Origin of the sequence: Polymorphospora sp. NPDC051019 (genome assembly GCF_040683055.1) — a bacterium.
GTDB classification, from domain to species: Bacteria; Actinomycetota; Actinomycetes; order Mycobacteriales; family Micromonosporaceae; genus Polymorphospora; species Polymorphospora lycopeni.
The window spans coordinates 60517-77088 of sequence record NZ_JBFBCH010000030.1 but is presented as its reverse complement, the minus strand read 5'-3'; the positions used below and the strand labels follow the sequence as shown (position 1 = coordinate 77088).

Below are 16572 nucleotides of genomic sequence, written 5' to 3'. Positions count from 1 at the left end.
CGATGGGCACCACCGACCTCGACATCCGCGTCCAGACCCGGGCCGTCATCGAGAACATCCGCGACATCCTGCACTCCGTCGGCGCCGACCTGACCAACCTCGTCCAGATCACCACCTACCTGGTCAACATGAACGACTTCGGCGGCTACAACGAGGTCTACGCCGAATACTTCGACGAGACCGGACCCACCCGCACCACCGTCGCCGTACACCAACTCCCGCACCCGCACCTGCTCATCGAGATCCAGGCGGTGGCCGTACGCCGGGGTTGACGGCCGGGTGGGCAATAGACATCCGCTGGCAGGATGTGGCGGGTGGAGACGGTCGACTGGGCGGGGTTGGAGCACGCGTACGGCAGTGCCGAGGACGTACCGGCGAACCTGCGGGCGCTGGTTTCGCGGGACGAGGAGGAACGGCACGGAGCGTTCGGCGAGTTGTACGCCAGCATCGTCCACCAGGGCACCCGCTACGAGGCGAGCGCCTACGCGGTGCCGCCGCTGCTGGACCTGCTCGCCGACCCGGCGACCCCGGACCGGTGGCTCGTCGGACAGCTACTGGTGCTGATCGCGATCGGGTCCGACGAGGCGTGGGTGCCCGACGGGCTGCCGGTCGGCGAGTTGCGGTCGGCGGCGGCCGGCGGTGCCGAGGCGCTGCGGCGCTACAAGCGGCGCGAGTCCCTGGACGAGGCGGACCAACGGCGGATGTTCACGTACGTCGACCTGCGCGCGTACGAGGCCGTCGGCGCCGGCCTGCCGCTGCTGCGCCGGCTTGTCGGCGGGGACGACGCCGACCTGAGCACCGTCGCGGCGTACACGCTGGGCTGGTATCCGGAACCGGAGCCGGCGGCGAGCATCGCCGCGCTGGCGACGGTGGCAACGGACCCGGCCCGAGGTGAAGAGGAAGTGGCGGTCGCGGTGGTGGCGGCCGGGATGGTCGGCGCCGACGGTGCCGACCGGCTCGCCGCGACGGCACTCGACGACGAGCGGGCGGTGGTGCGCTGGGCGGGGGCCGTCGCGTCCGCCCGCCTGCACGGGCCGACCACCGGCGAGCGGGCGGTCACCGAACTGCTGCACTGGGCCGGCGGCGCCAGCCAGCCGGACACCCGGCTGCCTTACCTCGAGGGTGACCTGGGCGGCTACGCCTCGCTGGCGTTGCGCCAGCTCGGCCCGGCGTACGCCGACGCCGCGTTCGACGCCCACCTGGCCCGGCTGCCGAAGGTCCAGGCCATGCCGGCACTGACCGTCGTCGACGCGGCGCTGCGGCTGGCGTTCCCGGCCGGCCCGGTGCCGGCGGGTACACCGTTCGCGGCACTCGACGACCGGCAGCGCCGCCTGGTCCGGGTGCTCGCCGCCGCGCCCGGCTCCTGGTGCTGGTCGGATCGGCAGGAGTTCGGCAACTTCAGCATGGCGGTCGGGGACTACGGCCTGCCGAACAGCAACTCCCGCATGCGCGAGTACGTCCAAACCGCCTGACCAGGCGAAAGAAGACTCCGTCTGGCGATACTATCTCTAGAGAAAGTATCGCCAGAGAAAGTCTTTGGAGGGCCTGTGGTCGCGTTCGTGGGGCGGGAACGGGAACTCGGCGTGCTCGGCACGCTGCTCGACGACGTGGCCGCCGAGATCGGCACCGCCCGGCCCGGCCGGTGCCTGCTCATCCGTGGACGGCGGCGGATCGGCAAGTCCAGCCTGGTCGAGACGTTCGTCGGTGCCGCCGGAGTGCCGTCCGTCTTCTACACCGCCGCCGGGGCGTCGTCCGAAGCCGAACTCGAAGTCCTGACCGACGCCGTCCGTTTCTCGACCCTGCCGGACCGGGCCGTCTTCGACGAGGCGATACCGGGGAACTGGACGGCCGCCCTACGCCAACTCGCCGGCACCCTGCCCGACGACCGGCCGAGCGTGGTCGTCATCGACGAGGTTCCCTACCTGATGGACCGGGTGGACGCGTTCGAGGGCATCCTGCAACGTGCCTGGGACCGGGAACTCAGCCGGCGTCCGGTGCTCCTCGTCCTGATCGGCTCGGACGTGTCCATGATGGAGTCGCTCGGCTCGTACGGCCGGCCTTTCCACCAGCGGGGACAGGAGATGGTCCTCGGTCCGCTCAACCCGGCCGAGGTCGGCCGGATGCTCGACCTCGATCCGCCGGCCGCTTTCGACGCCGCACTCGTCACCGGCGGACTGCCGCTGATCTGTGCGTCGTGGCGTCGGGGCATGGACCTCTGGGACTTCCTTGCCGCGGAACTGACCAATCCCGTGTCGGCCCTACTGGTGAGTGCCGAACGGTCGCTCGCGGCGGAGTTCCCCGACCATGCCCACGCCCGAGCCGTACTCTCGGCGATCGGCAGTGGCGAGCGGACCTTCACCAACATCGCCCGGGCGGCGGGCGGGATCGCCAACACGACCCTGACCCGGTCCGCCGAGTTCCTCGCCCGCAAAAGGCTCGTCGCCGCCGAGTTGCCGCTCTCCACCCGGCCGTCGAAAGAGCGTCGATACCGGATCGCCGACCCGTACCTGCGGTTCTGGCTGCACTTCGTGCGGCCGCACCTGCCCGAGATCGAACGGATGCGCGGCGACCTCACTCTCGACCGGGTCCGGGCGGGCTGGACGACGTGGCGTGGCCGCGCGATCGAACCGCTCCTACGGGAGTCGCTCGCCCGGCTGCTACCCGACGGCAGCCTGCCGTCGGCCGCGGCCGTCGGCGCCTACTGGACCCGGTCGAACGACATCGAGATCGACATCGTCGGCGCGGACCGCGAACCGATCGCCCGGGAACTGCTCTTCCTCGGCTCGGTCAAGTGGCTGGAGCAACGGCCGTTCGACGCCCACGACCTCGCCGCGCTGCACCGGCACCGGGCGCTGCTGACCGATCAGCCGGTTCCGCTGGTCGCGGTGAGCCGAAGCGGTGTCACCTGCACCGGGCTGGACGCGGCCTACGGTCCAGCCGAACTGCTCGCCGCCTGGCGGCCGGTGCCGCCACGCTGACCGCCCCCGTCGTCAGTACAAGAGCAGGGCGCCGGCCAGGGAGATCAGGGCGCTCACCAGCAGGGCGGCGCCGCAGCCGACGCCGGTCACCGCGCTCACCGGCAGGGACCGGGCCCGCGCCACCGGCACGGCGGCCAGCGCCACCACGGTCAGCAGCACCGCCGGCAGGTGGATGAGCGGATAGTGCAGCAGCACCGCCACCGGGAAGAGGTGCAGCCCGACCACGAGGGCGACCCAGGCGGGAACCAGGTCCTTGTGCCGGGTGACGGCCAGGAGCAGGGCGCCGAGCCCGGCGGCGCCGAACTCGATGGCGACGACCAACCCGAACGCCTTGCTGGTGTCAGCGTCGAAGACGGTGCCGTCGGTCCAGTGTCGCCAGGCGAGCAGACCGCCGGCCACCGCCGTCAGCATCGACACACCGGATCCGATGCCGAGCCACTTCGGCCAGGTCGGCGGCGGCTTCTCCTGCGCCCACCCGAACCAGCCGGAGGCGAAGAAGCCGAAGATGACGGCGGTCATGGCCGCGTCCCGGACGAAATCTGCGGTCATCGGTCTGCCCCCTCCGGCCGGGCGGCGGCTCCCGGACCTGGTTCACCGTACGGGAGACGTTCTACCTGGTCCGATGCCCGCGATCCACCGACGGGTGCCGGATCACCGGATGCCCCGTGAAGATCAGCGCGGCTGTTACGGTGGCGCCCATGTCCGACCCCGCGCGTCCCGCAACCGGTGGAGCCGTCGCGAAGCGCCGGGAGGCGAGCACCCTTCTCGCCGCCGCGCTGACCAACGGGCCGGCCGAGCTCGTCGACTTCGTACTCCCGCTCTGGGCCGGCATCGCCCTGGGGGCCAGCGCCACCGAGGTCGGCCTGCTCGTGGCGCTGGAACTCGCCGTGTCGGTGGTCGTCCGCCCGATCGCCGGGGTGCTGGCCGACACCCGGGAGCGCCGCTACGTGGCCGGTGCCGGGGCACTGCTCTACGGCCTGTCCTGTGCCGGGTACGCGGTGGCGGGCAGCCTGCCGCTGGCGTACGTCGCGGCGGTCCTCGGCGGTGTCGGCGGCGCCCTGCTGTGGGTGTCGGTACGCGCCATCGTCGGGGAACGCCTGGCCCGGGACACGACCGTCTACCCGCGCCTGATGTCGGCGCAGGAGACCGGGACCTGGGTCGCCTTCGTCGCCGGGCTGACCCTGCTCGGCTTCGTCGACTTCCTCGGCCTCTTCCTGGCCTGCGCGGCGGCCTGCCTGGTCGGTGCGGTGGCCCTCTTCGCGATGCCGGCCCGGCCGGCTCCGGCCGGGGAACACGGTGGTGCCGACGTCGCCGGCACGGTGGGGCTCGGCGCGGTCGGGCGCCGGCTGCGGCCGATGCTGCTCGCCGTCGTCGTCACGATGACCGCCGAGGCCGCCATCGGCATCCTGTTGCTGCTGCACCTGCAACGCGGGTTCGACCTCGAGATCATCGAGATCGCGTACGTCTTCCTGCCCGGCGCCATCGCGATGAGCGTCCTGCCGGGCTACCTGCACCGGTTCGTGCTCCGGTTCGGTCGGACCAGGGTGCTCGCGACCGCCTCGGTGGCCAGCGCCGCGTTCGCCGCCAGCCTGTCCCTGGCCCCGAACCCGTGGGTGCTCGCCGGGCTGTGGGTCCTCAGTGGTGCGGCGTGGGCGGCGGTTATGCCGATCCAGCAGGCGGTGATCGCCGAGGCGTCCGGCGCGCAGACCGGCCGCGGGATGGGCCTCTACGAGTCGGCGGCGCTGGTCGGCGGCGTGATCGGTTCGCTGGCCGGCGGCCTGCTCTACGACGGTGGCTCGTGGGCGCTGGCCTGCCTGGTCGCCGCCGCGGTCATCCTGTCCGGCGCGCTGATCGTGCCCCGGTCGGTGCGCGCCCTCGGCGTCGCCGACGTCCCGACCGCCACCGAGCCCGAGGAATCCGATGTGGACGACGGCGGGGCGTCGACCGCCGGCGGGGGAGCGGTGGTGGCTCCGGCGCCGGGGGTCGTGCCGGTCGTACCCGTCGCGACCCGCCCGGTGGAGCCGGTGTCGCTGACCAAGCCCGAGCCGTCCGCTGATCTACGGGCCGGGACCGGCGAGCCGTCCGCCCCGGAGACGACGAAACAGCAGGCGGCCGGGAAGCCGCCGAAGACCCCCCGTCAGCGCCTCGTCGAACTCGGCCAGCACGCCGCACTCTTCGCCGCCGTGCAGGTCGGGCTCGCGGTGTTCGGCGTCTCCTGGCTGTGGGACCTGCTCACCGGCCGGCTGTCCGGGCTCGTCATGCGCGGCGGCGTCGAGCACGACGGGCTGGCCGCCGCCGCGTACGGGGTCGGCCGGATCTGGACCATCGTGCTGGTCGTCGACGTGCTGTGGACCATGATTCAGGTGTCGCGCTCGCGACGCCGGTAGGTGGCCGCCTAGGCTGGCCGGGTGGCAGCGTGTCCCGAGCTGACCAGGCCGCGTCCGCGCGGTCCCGGTCTCTCCGGGGTAACCCCGGGGACGTCACCCGTACCACCGCATCGCGTCGCCTGCGCTCCGGTGCGCTCCGCGCACGTCCGCGCACGCACGACCGGGCCTCGTCGGGACACGCTGCCACGCCCGACCGTGGACCGCCCATGCTGAGCGGCGCCGGACCAGAAGAGCCGCCCGGCCGGCCCGCGGAGCGGTTCGCCACGGCGCTGGCCGATTCGTTCCTGGCCGGTGACTGGGTCCGCGACGGCCTGCTCGGGCGGGGTGCGCTCGTCGTCGGCGTACGGGCCCGCTGGCTGCGCCGGGTGGTGGCCGAGGTGCTCGGGGCATACCCGAGGGTGCCGGCCGACCGGCCGCGCGAACTCGCCGGTTTCGTCGCGGCGTCGCCGGTCTACCGGGCGGCGTGGCACTCGGCCAGGCTGCGTGGCCGCCGGCTGCGGGTCCGCGCCCGGCCGGTCACCGCGACCCGGACCGTACGCCGGCCCTGGCCCACCCCGGTCGTCGACGACCTCGCCGCGCTCGCCGACCTGCTCGGACTCACGGGGGAGGAACTCGACTGGTACGCCGATCGCCGGTCGATCAACCGGCACGCCCGCGACGAGCGGCTGCGCCACTACCGGTACACCTGGCTCGGCGGACGGTTGATCGAGGCGCCGAAGCCCCGGCTGCGGGCGCTCCAGCGGCGACTGCTCGCCGAGGTGCTCGGACCGGTGCCGGTGCATCCCGCCGTGCACGGCTTCGTGCCCGGCAGGTCCGCGCACACGTTCGCGGCGGCGCACGCCGGGCGGCCGACCGTCGTACGCGTCGATCTGGTGTCGTTCTTCGCGACCGTGTCGGCACCCCGGATCTACGGGCTGCTGCGGCTCGCCGGCTATCCCGAGCCGGTGGCGCACACGCTGACCGCGTTGTGCGTGACCCGTACCCCGGTCCGGGTGCTGCGGGCGGCGCCGGCCGGGCTGCCGGACCGGCCGTACCGGCTGGCGTTGCTGCGTGGGCCGCACCTGCCGCAGGGCGCGCCGACCTCGCCGGCGCTGGCCAACCTGTGCGGCTTCCGGCTCGACCGCCGGCTGGCCGGGCTGGCGGCCGCGTTCGGCGCGACCTACACCCGGTACGCCGACGATCTCGCCTTCTCCGGCGACCTGCCGTCGCGCCGGGCGGCGGCCCTGGTCGACCGGGTGACCGCTGTCGTGGCCGGGGAGGGGTTCCGGGTCCGGCCCGACAAGACCCGGATCCGTGGCCAAGCCGACCGGCAGGTGCTCGCCGGCCTGGTCGTCAACGCCCGGCCCGCGGTGCCGCGCGACGAGTACGACCGGCTCCGCGCCCTGCTGCACAACGCGGCGCGGACCGGGCTGGCGGCGCAGAACCGCGACGGCCACCCCGATTTCGAGGCCCATCTCGCCGGTCGGATCGGGTGGGTCGGTCGGGACCGTCCGGCCCGGGCGGCGAAGTTGCGGGCGCTGTTCGAGGCGGCCCGCTTCCGCCCGGACGGCGGCTGGTCAGGCGGCGTGACAGCAGGTCAGTGATACGCGGAAGTTTCAGGCTGATGTCGACTGTTGTGCATGGAAGCGCTCCCATGTAAGAATTCCAGCACTGTGTCGGCCAACACACCACACAGTAATGGCGCCGAGGGCATCCGGCTATCCGGGCGGCGCCGATGAAAGCCCGACCGGGCCGGGCAGAGCAGCACCCCCGAATGGCGCCCCACGGACGACGTCCGGCGGTCGTCGCCGTTCCGGACCCCACCCCCGGGGGCCGGACCGACCCGAGGAGATCAGCGGTAATGAATTTGCGGAACAGGTTGTCCGGCCGGCGTAAGGCCGTGGCGCTGGCAGGTGCCAGCGCCCTCGTGGCCGCCGGCCTCGCCACGATCCCGGCCACCATGGCCCACGCGGCGACCGGCTGCGACGTCACCTACACCACCAACGACTGGCAGGGTGGCTTCACCGGCAACGTCACCATCAAGAACGTCGGTGACCCGCTGACCGCGTGGACGCTGCGCTTCACCTTCCCCAACGGCAGCCAGCAGGTGCAGCAGGGCTGGTCGGCGAACTGGTCCCAGAGCGGCAGCCAGGTCACCGCCACCAACCTGTCCTGGAACGGCTCGCTGGGCACCGGCGCCTCCACCAGCATCGGCTTCAACGGTGCGTGGAGCGGCAGCAACCCGAAGCCGACCAGCTTCACCCTGAACGGCGTCGTCTGCAACGGCGGCACCACGAACCCGACCACGCCGCCGCCCACCACGCCCCCGCCGACCACGCCGCCGCCCACGACGCCGCCGCCCGGCGGTCCCCGGGTCGACAACCCCTACGTGGGCGCCCAGGGATACGTGAACCCGGAGTGGCGCGCCAAGGCCAACGCCGAGCCGGGCGGAAGCCGGATCTCCAACACCCCGACCGCCGTGTGGATCGACCGGATCGCCGCGATCGAGGGCACCGACAACAGCCAGTCCAACGGCCCGATGGGCGTACGTGACCACCTGGACGCCGCGCTCGCCCAGAACGCCGGCTACATCCAGTTCGTCATCTACAACCTGCCCGGCCGCGACTGCTCCGCCCTCGCCTCCAACGGTGAGCTGGGCGTCGACGAACTGCCCCGCTACAAGGCCGAGTACATCGACCCGATCGCCGCGATCCAGGGCGACGCGAAGTACCGCAACCTGCGCATCATCAACGTGATCGAGATCGACTCGCTGCCGAACCTGGTGACGAACCTCAACGTCGCCAAGTGCCAGACGATGAACAACAACGGCGGCTACGTCAAGGGCGTCGGCTACGCGCTGCACAAGCTCGGCGCGATCCCGAACGTCTACAACTACATCGACGCCGCGCACCACGGCTGGATCGGCTGGGACACCAACTTCGGCCCGTCGGCCGCCAAGTTCAAGGAGGCGGCGACCGCCGAGGGCGCGACCGTCAACGACGTGCACGGCTTCATCACCAACACCGCCAACTACTCGGCGCTGCGCAACCCGCACTACACCATCAACACCCAGGTCAACGGCACCTCCGTGCGCCAGTCCAAGTGGGTCGACTGGAACTTCTACGTCGACGAGCTGACCTTCGCCCAGGCCTTCCGGCAGGAGCTGGTCAACCGCGGCTTCAACAGCAACATCGGCATGCTGATCGACACCTCCCGCAACGGCTGGGGCGGCCCGAACCGGCCGACCGGCGCCGGCCCGACCGACAACGTCGACAACTTCGTCAACGCCCGTCGGATCGACCGCCGCATCCACGCCGGCAACTGGTGCAACCAGAGCGGTGCCGGCCTCGGCGAGCGTCCGGTCGCCGCTCCGGAGCCGGGCATCGACGCGTACGTCTGGGTGAAGCCCCCGGGTGAGTCGGACGGCTCCAGCCGCCTGATCCCGAACAACGACGGCAAGGGCTTCGACCGGATGTGCGACCCGACCTACACCGGCAACGAGCGCAACGGCAACAACCTGAGCGGTGCCCTGCCCGACGCCCCGATCTCGGGTGCCTGGTTCTCGGCGCAGTTCCGCGAGCTCATGGCCAACGCCTACCCGCCGTTGAGCTGAGCGTCACACCCCGCCCGGCGGCCCCCGATGCGATCCGCATCGGGGGCCGCCCCCTTCTTTTTGTCGTTCCGGCGGCTAGGGCACGGTCCGCTCGATGGCCGCCGGACCGTCCCGGTCCAGTTCGGCCTGGGCCCGCCGGACGCGCTCCGGGGTCGGCTCGCCGCCCTGCGCCATCACCAGGTCCTCCGGATCCCACGGCTGCTCCGCCCCGGTACGCGCACCGCGCGCGGCCGGCGTGCCACCGCCGAACGGGGCGCCGAGGATCTCCTCGGTCGGCGGAAACTCGGCGGTGTCACCGGCCTCCCGAAAGTCCGGATTGTCCGGGCCCGGCCCGCCACCGCCGGTCAGCTTGTTCACGCTCGTCTCCTGCTCGACCGCGGCGGCCACCTCGGGCGTCTCCTCCAGCGGTCGCTGCGCATCCGAACTGCGGTCCGTCATGGCTCCGCCCTCCTGTCGGTCGATACCGACGGCATACCCGGCGCCGGCCCGGACATTCCGGCCGCGACCGGACGGGGAGCGGGCGGTGAGCGGCGGGCGGCCGGGATGCCGGAGAAGAAGCGGCCGGCTACCCCAGGGTCAGCCAGCGGATCGCGCGCTGCTCGACCCGGGCCGACTCGGCCGGGGTGAGAGCCTGGCGGCCGGTGGCCTTGCGCAGGAACGTGATCTCGTCCCAACCCAGATCGGCCACCGCCGCGATGCCGTGGTCGGGCAGCAGCAGGTCGGTCAGCACGCCGGCCGCGGCCGGGGTCAGCCACGGCCGCCGGTCCAGGGCCGTGGCCAGGTCGAGGCCGTGGATGCCCACCTCGACGATTCTGGTGACCAGGAAATCGGTCAGCAGCATGGCGTCGCCGTGCCGGGTCCGCACCACGCGGTCGGCCGGCTCCCGCCCGCACTGTTCGACGATCCGCCGCCAGGTGCCGTCGAACTCGACGGCCAGCGCGGCCCCGTCCGCGACGTCCGCCACCCGCCGCTCGGCCAGCCCGATCCGGGCGGCGTTCGTACCGGTGGCGAAGCGGTGGTCGGGCCGGTAGTAGCCGGCGGCGGAGACCGTCGCCCGGGTCGGCGCCGGTGCCGCCAGCATGCCGGGCAGCCACTCCAGGATGGTCAGCACGTGACCGAGCAGCCCGGCGACGTTCCAGGGTGGACACGGGGTGGGCCGCGACCAGTCGTCCGCCGGCAGTTCGCGCAGGACGGCGGCGAGCTGTGCGGCCTCGGCCCGCAGTGCCGGCAGGACCCGATCACTTGGCATGTCGGGCACCCTATTGGGCCGTCGTGGAGCCCTCTCGACAATGCAACGTATGACCAATGACGCGTGGGAATCCGTCGACCGGTACTTCAGCGACCTGCTCATTCCCGCCGACCCGATGCTGGCGGCGGTGCTGCGGGCCAACCAGGAGGCCGGCCTGCCGGCCATGGACGTCGCGCCCAACCAGGGGAAACTGCTGATGCTGCTGGCCCGGATCAGCGGTGCCCGCCGGGTCCTGGAGATCGGCACCCTGGGCGCCTACAGCACCATCTGGCTGGCCCGGGGAATCCCGACCGACGGGCGGATCGTGACCCTGGAGGCCGACCCCTCGTACGCCGCCGTGGCGCGGGCGAACCTCGACCGGGCCGGCGTCGCCGACCGGGTCGACCTGCGGGTCGCCCCGGCCCTGGACACGCTGCCCGAACTCCTCGCGCAGGACGCCGGACCGTTCGACCTGGTGTTCATCGACGCCGACAAGCCGAACAACCCGCACTACCTGGAGTGGGCGCTGCGCCTGACCCGGCCCGGCAGCCTGGTCATCGGTGACAACGTCGTACGCGACGGGCACGTCGTGGACCCGGACAGCCCGGACGACAGGGTACGGGGGGTGCGTACCTTCCTCGAGATGACCGGCGCCGACCCGCGCCTCGACGCGACCGCGCTGCAGACGGTCGGTGCGAAGGGCTGGGACGGCTTCTCGCTCGCGGTCGTCAGGTGACCGGCGGGCGCCGGTGGTGCGTGGTCCGGCACGACCACGCGCCACCGGCGCCGGGGGAGGACGGCTCAGGTGTCCAGCAGGCGGTCCAGGAAGTCCCGGTAGCGGCGGACGGTGACCCGCAACCGCTCGGTGTCGTCGGCCCCCGAGGACCGCCAGCCACCGAGGTCGTCCTTCTGCTCGGCGAGTGCCGTGGCCAGCGTCTGCACCGCCTCGTCGACCAGGTCCTGCGCCTCGCCGGCGGCGGCGCGCGGATCGTCGACGAAGCGCAACTGGACCTCGCGCCACCGCTGCCGCAGGGCCTGCGCGGTGGCGGCCGGGATCAGCACGGCGACCGGCTCGCCCGGCACGTCACCGGGCATGAGCCCGGACCTGCCGGCCGGTTCCGCCTCCGCCGCGCCGTCGGCCGCGGGGTCGACGGCGACCGGGTCGGGCCGGCGGTCACCGGTCGTCGCGTCGGTCCGGTCGTCGTCGAACCGGTGGTCGACGGCGCCGGTGTCGGTCCGGTCGTCACCGGGCCGGTGGTCGACGGCGACGGTGTCGGCTGGGCCGTCGGTGGTGTCCGTGTCGGCCTTGGAAGCCGTACGGTCGGCGTGGAACCCGTTGACCGCCGGGTCGTGACCGTCGACGCCGTGGTCACCGGCCGGATCGGGCCGGTCCCGTCGCAGGTCCATGGCGTCCGGAGCGGCGCGTCCGGGGTGGTCGTGGCCGGGGTCGGGGGTGTGGTCGTACTCGGGGGTGTCGCGCGGGTCCGACGCGAACCCGTCGGCCCGGCGCGCGGACGTCCGGTCCGGGGCGTCGTCCTGCTCGGGTACGGGCACCGGGTGGGACCGGACCACGTCCGGTTCCCGCAGCTGCTGGTCGTGATGGCGCACGGCTGGCCTCCTCAGCGGATCGTGGTGTCGGCGGGTTCGGGCGACTCCGCGGCCCGGGGCGGCGCGGGAGCGTCGCCGAGCAGGTCGGCGAGAAGTTCCCGGTAGTGGACGATGGCCTGCCGCAGCTCCTCGGTGCTGGCCTCGCCCTTGGCGTTGCGGACCTGGATGTCGTGGGCGTCGCGATAGTGCCCCAGGGTGCGGGCGTGCTCGACGCTCAGGTGGGACACCTGGTCGTCGTAGTCGCCGGTGGGGTAGCCGCGCTCGGCGACGAGGCGGGTGACCAGCTCGTCGGCGGCGCCGACGGCCTCGGCGGGGGAGTCGACGAACCGGGCCTGGATCTCCTCCCACTCCGTGGCGTAGCGTTCCCGGGCCTCCGGCGACAGCGGCGTCAGGGTCAGTTCGGCGTGGCGGCGCTCCCGGTCCCGCAGCTCACGCTCGGCGTCGGCGCGGCTGTCCCGTTCGGACAGCAGGCGGTCGTACTCGGGCCCGAACCTGTTGCGCAGGTTGCGGCGCCGGCCGAACATCAACGCGGCGGCCACGGCGGCCACGACGACGACAACGAGAATCAGGGTGACGACGATCTGGGTGGTCGACATGGTGTCCTCCTTCGACACCGGTAGTTCCCGCTGGGGGGTGGTTGTCAATCCCCCTCCGGCCGACCAGTTGTCATCGATGGGCGAAACAGGTTCGAATCGGTCGAAAGTCGAGATATCAATCCATCGACGAAACGGTAAGGATCGATCATCGGTGGTAGTGCCGAGGCCCTGGATTCCGTATCCTGCCCAAGGCGCACGCGCCGGGTCCTGCCGTATCCCCTAGGGCGAGGTCTGATGATTACCCGCAACTGGTCGATCCGGTCGAAGATCGTGGCCCTGGTCACCGTGCCGCTCGCCGCGCTCCTCGCACTGTGGATTTTCGCCACCACGCTCACGGTCGGGCCGGCGCTGAGCCTGCTCAGCGCCCAGTCGCTGCTCAACGACCTGGGCTTCCCCGGCCAGGCCATGGTGTCGGAGCTGCAACGCGAGCGGCGGCTGTCCCTGGTCTACCTGGCCGGCGACACCGACACCACCGAGCTGGGCCAGCAGCGGGTCAGCACCGACCGGGCGATCGCCGAGTTCCGCCGCCGGGCCCTGAACCCCGACTTCCGCGCCGGCGTCGACCCCACCCTCAACGCCCGCCTCGGCCAGCTCGCCACCGCCCTCGACACGCTGCCCTCCGGGCGCGGCTTCATCGACCGGCGCGACCTGGACCGCACCGGGGCCCTCGGCCTCTACACCAGCACCATCGACGCGGCGTTCCGCACCTTCAGCGCCCTCGCCGCCCTGCCCGACGACCAGATCAACAGCGAGGTACGCGCGCTGACGTCGTTCGGCCAGGCCCGCGAGGTGCTCGGCCAGGCCGACGCGCTGCTCGCCGGGGTGTTCACCGCCGGCCGGTTCGCTGACGGCGAGCACGGCCAGCTCGTGCAGATCCTCGGCACCAAGCGCCACCTCTACGGTGCCGCGGTCGCCGATCTCAACTCCGAGGACCGGGCCACCTACCTGCGCCTCGTCGAGGGCGAGACGTTCGTCCGGCTGCAGAACCTGGAGGACCGGCTCATCGCCGAGGGGCGTACCGGCGCGGTCTCCCCGGTCGACCCGGGTAACTGGGCCGCCACCTACGACTCGGCGCAGGAGCAACTGCGCGACTTCGAGTCGACCGCCTCGACCACGCTGGAGCGGCGCACCGTGCCGGTCGCCGTCGACATCCTGGTCCGGCTGGCCCTGGCCGCCGTACTCGGGTTGATCGCGGTCGCGATCTCGTTGTTCATCGCGTTGCGGGTCGGCCGGCAGCTGATCCGTCGGCTGGGCGACCTCCAGGAGTCCGCGCTGGAGATCGCCGACCGGCGGCTGCCGGACGTCGTCACGCGGTTGCGTCGTGGCGAGGACGTCGACGTCGAGGCCGAGACGCCGGTGCTGGAGTACGGCAACGACGAGATCGGCCGGGTCGGCCGGGCGTTCGACCAGGTGCACCGGCGGGCGGTGCGCTCCGCGGTCGACGAGGCGGACCTGCGCCGTGGCCTCAACGAGGTCTTCCTCAACATCGCCCGGCGCAGCCAGACGCTGCTGCACCGCCAGCTCGCGCTGCTCGACAAGATGGAGCGGCGCACCACCAACCCCGACGAGCTGGAAGATCTCTTCCGGGTCGACCACATGGCCACCCGGATGCGGCGGCACGCCGAGGACCTGGTGATCCTCGCCGGTGCCGTGCCCGGCCGGGGGTGGCGCAACCCGATTCCGATGATCGACGTGGTGCGCGGTGCGGTGTCCGAGGTGGAGGAGTACGTCCGCGTCGACGTACACGCCATCCAGCCGGTGTCGGTGGTCGGCCGCGCCGTCGCCGACCTCACCCACCTGCTCGCCGAGCTGATCGAGAACGCGACCTCGTTCTCCCCGCCGCACACCCGGGTGCAGGTCGCCGGCCAGAAGGTGCCCAACGGCTACGCGATCGAGGTCGAGGACCGTGGCCTCGGCATGGTGCCGGACGCCCTCGCCGAGGCCAACCGGCGGCTGGCCGAGCCGCCCGACTTCGACCCGGCCAACAGCGCCCGGCTCGGGCTCTTCGTGGTCGCCAAGCTCAGCGCGCGGCACGGCATCCGGGTGCAGTTGCGGCCGTCGCCGTACGGCGGGGTGACCGCGGTCGCGCTGCTGCCGACGGAACTCGTCGTCGTCGCCCCCGACGCCCGGGCGCTGCCCGGCCGGGCCGGGGGACAGCCGGCGGTCGACGTCGACACCATGGAGGTCAAGGCACTGGACCCGGCCCGCCGGCCGAGCCCGATGCTGCTGCCGGCCGGACCGCCCGCGGCCGCCCCCGCCGAGCCCGAACGGCGGATCCGTACGACGACCCGGCTCACCGCCGTACCGACCCAGCCCTCGCCACGCCGGGAGATGCCGGCGCCCACGCCACGGGGTCCGGTGGCGCCGGCGACGCCGGTCGGCGACGACGGGCTGCCCCGCCGGGTCCGCCAGACCAGCCTCGCGCCGCAGCTCCGGGCCTCCGCGACCGACGACCTGGCCGGCCTCGCCAGCGAGGTGCGCGACCGGTGCCCCGAGGAGGTCCGGGCGAGGATGTCGGCGCTGCAGGCGGGCACCGCCCGGGGCCGGCGCGAATCCGAGGGCCTGACGAATCCACCGGCCGGCCAGCCCGGTCCGGTGACCGAATCCCAGCCGGTGCCGCCCGCTCCGGCCGCCCCCGACGGCGCCGCGGTGCCCGACGGGGCGCCAGCCGATTCCGAAAGGAACGCGTAGTGGTGTATCCGCACCCGATCAGGTCTGCCTCGAATCTCGACTGGCTGCTCGACGATCTCATCGAGCGTGTGCCGTCAGCTTCGCAGGCCGTGGTGCTCTCGGCCGACGGCCTGCTGATGGGCTCGTCGAGCGAGTTGAGCCGGGAGGACGCCGAGCACCTGTCGGCCATGGCCGCCGGCTTCCAGAGCCTGGCCAAGGGAGCCAGCCGGCACTTCGCCGCCGGCCCGGTCCGCCAGACCGTGGTGGAGATGGAGTCGGCCTACCTGTTCGTGACCGCCGCGGGGCAGGGCGCCTGCCTGGCGGTGCTCAGCACCGCCGACGCGGACATCGGCCTGATCGCGTACGAGATGGCGATGCTGGTCACCCGGGTCGGGCAGAACCTGAGTTCGCCGACCCGGCCACCGGCGGTGCACTCCGATGCGCGGTGACACATCGGACCCGCATCACTGGCTCGACGGCGACGCCGGGCCGGTGGTACGGCCGTACACGGTGACCGCCGGCCGGGCCCGCCCGGCCGCTGGCGGGTTCGACGTGGTCGCCTTCGTGGTCGCGGGTGCGCCGCCGGCCACGGCGGACCCCCGGCTGCAACCCGAGCACCACGCGATTCTCGGCAACTCCCAGCAGCCGATCTCGGTGGCCGAACTGGCCGCCCAGGTCGACCTGGCGCTCGGCGTCGTCCGGGTGCTGCTCGGCGACCTGCTCGCCGAGGGGCTGATCGCCATGTACGAGCCGCAGCCGGCGGCCAACTTCCCCGACGACAAAATTCTCAAGGCGGTGGTCAATGGACTCCGTGCGCTCTGACCGGCGGGGCACCGGCCCGCGCATCCCGCTCGCGCTGAAGATCCTCATCGCGGGTGGTTTCGGGGTGGGCAAGACGACGCTGGTGGGCTCGGTGAGCGAGATCCGGCCGTTGCAGACCGAAGAGGTCCTCACCGACGCGGGCATCGGCACCGACGACCTGACCGGCGTCGAGGCCAAGAACACGACGACCGTGGCGATGGACTTCGGCCGGATCACCATCAACTCCGACCTCCAGGTCTATCTCTTCGGCACGCCCGGGCAGGACCGGTTCTGGTTCCTGTGGGACGAGTTGTCGTTCGGGGCGCTCGGCGCGGTCGTGCTCGCCGACACCCGGCGGCTCGCCGACTGCTTCCCGTCGGTCGACTACTTCGAGCAGCGGGGTACGCCGTTCGTCGTCGGCGTCAACTGCTTCGAGGGGGCGCAGCGGTTCAGCCCCGATTCGGTCCGCAACGCCCTGGACCTCGACCCGGAGGTGCCGGTGGTGCTCTGCGACGCCCGTGACCGGCAGTCCGGCAAGGCGGTGCTGGTGTCCCTTGTGGAGTACGTGGCCAGCCGGCGGGGGCATCCGGTCCCGGCGTACTGACCGTCGGGGCGGGGGCGCGAAGTGATGCTTCCCCGGCGCCCGGCCGCCGGTTCTGGTTGGATCGTAACCGGGGCCAATGCGGCGGATCAGGCAGAAGACGGAGCTTCG

General features: G+C 72.7%; 16 protein-coding genes. 11 read left to right on the top strand and 5 right to left on the bottom strand.

The genetic code is table 11. The features are described from left to right. The 3 genes from AB0M79_RS33340 to AB0M79_RS33330 all read left to right on the top strand — a co-directional run. On the top strand, positions 1-272 hold a 272-nt coding region (locus AB0M79_RS33340; RefSeq protein ID WP_364221767.1), incomplete at its 5' end, for a RidA family protein. A 42-nt stretch (positions 273-314) separates the two neighbouring features. After that, on the top strand, positions 315-1472 hold the full coding sequence (locus AB0M79_RS33335; protein WP_364221764.1) for a hypothetical protein: 1158 nt from the start codon (positions 315-317) through the stop codon (positions 1470-1472). A 75-nt stretch (positions 1473-1547) separates the two neighbouring features. After that, complete coding sequence (locus tag AB0M79_RS33330; RefSeq protein WP_364221761.1) at positions 1548-2978, top strand: DUF234 domain-containing protein; 1431 nt, start codon at positions 1548-1550, stop codon at positions 2976-2978. Positions 2979-2990: 12 nt separating this feature from the next. Here AB0M79_RS33330 and AB0M79_RS33325 read toward each other — a convergent pair whose 3' ends face one another. Then, the gene (locus tag AB0M79_RS33325; RefSeq protein ID WP_364221758.1) at positions 2991-3527 is read right to left on the bottom strand and encodes a hypothetical protein; all 537 of its coding nucleotides are present in this window, start codon (positions 3525-3527) and stop codon (positions 2991-2993) included. Positions 3528-3676: 149 nt separating this feature from the next. Here AB0M79_RS33325 and AB0M79_RS33320 point away from each other — a divergent pair, with 149 nt between their 5' ends. From AB0M79_RS33320 to AB0M79_RS33310, 3 genes are all read left to right on the top strand, one after another. Then, positions 3677-5365 (top strand): MFS transporter, encoded by a 1689-nt coding sequence (locus AB0M79_RS33320; RefSeq protein WP_364221755.1) that lies wholly within the window; start codon positions 3677-3679, stop codon positions 5363-5365. Positions 5366-5571: 206 nt separating this feature from the next. Further along, positions 5572-6948, top strand: a complete 1377-nt coding sequence (locus tag AB0M79_RS33315; protein WP_364221752.1) for a reverse transcriptase family protein — start codon at positions 5572-5574, stop codon at positions 6946-6948. Positions 6949-7205: 257 nt separating this feature from the next. Continuing rightward, the gene (locus AB0M79_RS33310; protein WP_364221749.1) at positions 7206-8957 is read left to right on the top strand and encodes a glycoside hydrolase family 6 protein; all 1752 of its coding nucleotides are present in this window, start codon (positions 7206-7208) and stop codon (positions 8955-8957) included. A 75-nt stretch (positions 8958-9032) separates the two neighbouring features. On the opposite strand, the gene AB0M79_RS33305 is transcribed toward AB0M79_RS33310, so the two are convergent. Then, positions 9033-9395 (bottom strand): hypothetical protein, encoded by a 363-nt coding sequence (locus AB0M79_RS33305; RefSeq protein WP_357543481.1) that lies wholly within the window; start codon positions 9393-9395, stop codon positions 9033-9035. Positions 9396-9522: 127 nt separating this feature from the next. Then, the gene (locus AB0M79_RS33300; RefSeq protein WP_364221745.1) at positions 9523-10206 is read right to left on the bottom strand and encodes a maleylpyruvate isomerase N-terminal domain-containing protein; all 684 of its coding nucleotides are present in this window, start codon (positions 10204-10206) and stop codon (positions 9523-9525) included. 49 nt (positions 10207-10255) lie between these two features. Here AB0M79_RS33300 and AB0M79_RS33295 point away from each other — a divergent pair, with 49 nt between their 5' ends. Further along, positions 10256-10921 (top strand): O-methyltransferase, encoded by a 666-nt coding sequence (locus tag AB0M79_RS33295; protein WP_364221742.1) that lies wholly within the window; start codon positions 10256-10258, stop codon positions 10919-10921. A gap of 65 nt (positions 10922-10986) precedes the next feature. Here AB0M79_RS33295 and AB0M79_RS33290 read toward each other — a convergent pair whose 3' ends face one another. Then, positions 10987-11793 carry a hypothetical protein gene (locus AB0M79_RS33290; RefSeq protein ID WP_364221739.1) on the bottom strand — a complete coding sequence of 269 codons (807 nt, stop codon included), beginning with the start codon at positions 11791-11793 and terminating at the stop codon, positions 10987-10989. 11 nt (positions 11794-11804) lie between these two features. After that, complete coding sequence (locus tag AB0M79_RS33285) at positions 11805-12389, bottom strand: hypothetical protein (protein ID WP_364221736.1); 585 nt, start codon at positions 12387-12389, stop codon at positions 11805-11807. A gap of 234 nt (positions 12390-12623) precedes the next feature. On the opposite strand from AB0M79_RS33285, the gene AB0M79_RS33280 reads away from it, so the two are divergent. From AB0M79_RS33280 to AB0M79_RS33265, 4 genes are read left to right on the top strand one after another with little or no spacing between them, the layout of a single operon-like run. Continuing rightward, positions 12624-15080, top strand: a complete 2457-nt coding sequence (locus AB0M79_RS33280; RefSeq protein WP_364221733.1) for a nitrate- and nitrite sensing domain-containing protein — start codon at positions 12624-12626, stop codon at positions 15078-15080. Continuing rightward, entirely contained in the window at positions 15080-15508 is a 429-nt protein-coding gene (locus AB0M79_RS33275; protein ID WP_364221730.1) for a roadblock/LC7 domain-containing protein, read from the top strand. The genes AB0M79_RS33280 and AB0M79_RS33275 overlap by 1 nt, the downstream gene beginning before the upstream one ends. Further along, positions 15498-15881 (top strand): DUF742 domain-containing protein, encoded by a 384-nt coding sequence (locus AB0M79_RS33270; protein ID WP_357543495.1) that lies wholly within the window; start codon positions 15498-15500, stop codon positions 15879-15881. The genes AB0M79_RS33275 and AB0M79_RS33270 overlap by 11 nt, the downstream gene beginning before the upstream one ends. Next, the gene (locus AB0M79_RS33265) at positions 15862-16464 is read left to right on the top strand and encodes an ATP/GTP-binding protein (RefSeq protein ID WP_364221726.1); all 603 of its coding nucleotides are present in this window, start codon (positions 15862-15864) and stop codon (positions 16462-16464) included. The genes AB0M79_RS33270 and AB0M79_RS33265 overlap by 20 nt, the downstream gene beginning before the upstream one ends. Positions 16465-16572 lie beyond the last annotated feature (108 nt).

Coding starts and splice junctions, on each gene's coding strand:
- AB0M79_RS33285 (WP_364221736.1), bottom strand. CDS start 12,389: ATGTCGACCACCCAGATCGTCGTCACCCTGATTCTCGTTGTCGTCGTC.
- AB0M79_RS33325 (WP_364221758.1), bottom strand. CDS start 3,527: ATGACCGCAGATTTCGTCCGGGACGCGGCCATGACCGCCGTCATCTTC.
- AB0M79_RS33320 (WP_364221755.1), top strand. CDS start 3,677: ATGTCCGACCCCGCGCGTCCCGCAACCGGTGGAGCCGTCGCGAAGCGC.
- AB0M79_RS33265 (WP_364221726.1), top strand. CDS start 15,862: ATGGACTCCGTGCGCTCTGACCGGCGGGGCACCGGCCCGCGCATCCCG.
- AB0M79_RS33280 (WP_364221733.1), top strand. CDS start 12,624: ATGATTACCCGCAACTGGTCGATCCGGTCGAAGATCGTGGCCCTGGTC.
- AB0M79_RS33300 (WP_364221745.1), bottom strand. CDS start 10,206: ATGCCAAGTGATCGGGTCCTGCCGGCACTGCGGGCCGAGGCCGCACAG.
- AB0M79_RS33270 (WP_357543495.1), top strand. CDS start 15,498: ATGCGCGGTGACACATCGGACCCGCATCACTGGCTCGACGGCGACGCC.
- AB0M79_RS33315 (WP_364221752.1), top strand. CDS start 5,572: ATGCTGAGCGGCGCCGGACCAGAAGAGCCGCCCGGCCGGCCCGCGGAG.
- AB0M79_RS33310 (WP_364221749.1), top strand. CDS start 7,206: ATGAATTTGCGGAACAGGTTGTCCGGCCGGCGTAAGGCCGTGGCGCTG.
- AB0M79_RS33305 (WP_357543481.1), bottom strand. CDS start 9,395: ATGACGGACCGCAGTTCGGATGCGCAGCGACCGCTGGAGGAGACGCCC.
- AB0M79_RS33295 (WP_364221742.1), top strand. CDS start 10,256: ATGACCAATGACGCGTGGGAATCCGTCGACCGGTACTTCAGCGACCTG.